Here is a 2379-nt window from a genome sequence, read left to right on the forward strand (position 1 = left end):
CTCGGAGATGTGTATAAGGGACGGAGGGGCGGGAGGGTTTGCGGGCGCGGCGGCTGGCCGGGGTCGGACCCGGCGTCGCCGTGTCGGCCGGGGCGGGGAGGTCGGGCTCCGTCCGTGGTGTCGGTATCCGCGGTGCGGCGCTCGCGTCGCCGGGCCGGGATCCTGCCGCTGTGCTGTCGGTTCGGCCCCGCCGTGGCGCGGCGCCGGTCGAGGTACCGGCCGACGCGCCGGGTGCCGACGACCCCGGTTCCGCTGCGACGGCATTCTCGGGCTGAACGGCCGGGTCGGTCTGGGCAGCCGGGTCGGACTGAACCACCGGGTCGGCCTGAGGAGCCGGGTCGGGCGGTGTGCTGGTGTCGGGCGTACCCGGGCTGGTGGCCCGGTGTCGCTCGGCGCGTTCGGTGAGGACGGCGACGAGCACCGAACCACCGATTCCCGCGATCACGGCGTACGGGGCGACAAGCTGGGTGGACAGCTGTTCCGGGCCCAGCGCCGACCAGCGCGGCACGGTGCTCAGGTACGCGAGCGCGACGAGCAGCGGGCCGGCCGCCCCCGACGCCGTCGCGCTGACCCGGTGCCCCGGCGATCGGGTGGCCCGCCGAGCGGCCAGCGCCCCGATCACGAGTGCGGGGACGAGCGCCAGCAGCGCACCGGGCCAGTAGAGCTGGTCTCCGATCCAGTACCGGCTGTGGTCCGGGTCGAGTTGCCAGGTGCCGAGCTGGGCGCCGACCAGGCCGCTTCCGACGCGTACCCCGTCGATCACCGAGACCACGGCGAGCAGCCACAGCCAGGCGGCCGTCGCGGTCACGTTCACCGCGGCGGCGCGGGAGCGCAGTGCCCAGAGCGCGACGAGTACGCCGATGGCGATGCCCAGCGCCGTGTGTACGGCGGCGACGCGCTGCGGTGCCGCAATGTCGGCACCTACCGCCACCCGCGCGGGTACGGCGACGAGGAGCACGGTGACCAGCCCGCCGAGCCCGGCGCCCAGGGCGATGGCTACCCGTCCCAGCAGACCGCCGCGTTCACCGGGTGGGGCGTCGGTGGGTGCCGGTCGCCGGTCCACGGTGGTCGGGTCTTCCGCTGCTGCCGAAGTCCCGGGCCGGTCGGTTGCCGGCGGGCTGTGATCGGCGGGCACCGGGGACTCGTCGGCCGGGACCGGCCGCTGGCGCAGCCGCTGCGCGCAGACCGCGCCGAGGACTGTTGAGCTGGCGGCCAGCCAGGTCGCCCAGGCGAGGCCGTCCGCCCAGGCCGTGTCGACGGCGCCGGCGTCGGTGGGCGTCCAGGTGATGACGCCGAGCCCGTAGCCGAAGCCCAGTTGTGCGGCGCCTGCGCCGGCAGCGACCCCGATCGCCGTCGCGATCGATACTCCCCAGCCCTGTCTGGCCATGCCGGGCAGCGTAACGTCCCGTCGACGACGCGGCGAGTCGCGATGACGCGCCGGCAGGCGCGAACGGGCTTGGCGGTGACCGGTACGGTCGCCGGTGATGAGGCGGTGTGCGGTATGACGGACGCGAACACGGGTCGGCAGGATCCCGCCGATGGTCGGGACGGGGGCGGCGCGAGCCGGGCCACCGTCCTGCTCGGCGGCGGGCTGGTGGCGGTGCTCCTCGCCGCGGTGGGTGCGACAGGTGGCTGGCTGTTGGCGGGCGAGGACGACGCCCCGGACGAGCCGCTCGCCGTGGCGAGCGTGACCGGCACGCCGACCGCCCGGACGGTCACGCCCCGGCCGAGCGCGGGTCGGACCACGGCCTCGGCTCCCCGGACCTCCGCCAACGCGACGAAGGGGTCCGGGCTTACCGTCCCGCCGGTCGTCGGCACCGATTTCGAAGAGGCCCGGGACATGCTGCGCAAGCAGCGGCTGGGCTGGCGGTTGGTCTTCGGTGATGGCAGCGGTCGTACGGTGCAGAGCGCTTCGCCCCCCGTGGGCACCGGGGTCACCAGGGGCACCACTGTGCAACTCCAGGTGGCCGGCCCGCCGCCGCCCGCGGAGGTGCCGGATGTGCTCGGCGACGACTGCGCCAGGGCCGCCGACGAGTTGGTCGAGGAGGGGCTCTACCCGAGCTACCGCAGCGGGCGCACTGGAAAGGTCACCCGACAGGAACCGGCCGAGGACGGTCCGGCCCGCTGGAACGACCAGGTGAGCATCTGGTGCGGCGCGAACCCGGCCGACCAGCCGAGCGTGAAACCCACCTCCTGACCCTGGAGTCCGGCGCTCGTTTCCGGCTCGCCGGGGCCGCTGATCCCCGCCGATGGCGGTACGGGCCGCTAGGTTGACGGTCGAGGGCCGTGCCGCCCGCCCCCGGTTCGGGAAAGGACGTGCGATGAGCGACGACCGCCAGGAGCCGCCCGCCGGGGAGCACCTGTATCTTATACACATCT

General features: G+C 74.8%; 2 protein-coding genes. One reads left to right on the forward strand and one right to left on the reverse strand.

Going from position 1 to position 2379, the window contains the following annotated elements; genetic code table 11:
- Positions 1-1387 (reverse strand): hypothetical protein (locus tag FHG89_RS22870; protein WP_139586463.1); only part of this gene is annotated, 1387 nt, incomplete at its 3' end.
- A gap of 114 nt (positions 1388-1501) precedes the next feature.
- Here FHG89_RS22870 and FHG89_RS22875 point away from each other — a divergent pair.
- Complete coding sequence (locus tag FHG89_RS22875; protein ID WP_167517501.1) at positions 1502-2197, forward strand: PASTA domain-containing protein; 696 nt, start codon at positions 1502-1504, stop codon at positions 2195-2197.
- Positions 2198-2379: the final 182 nt, after the last annotated feature.

The sequence above is a fragment of the Micromonospora orduensis genome, from assembly GCF_006228125.1.
GTDB lineage: Bacteria > Actinomycetota > Actinomycetes > Mycobacteriales > Micromonosporaceae > Micromonospora > Micromonospora orduensis.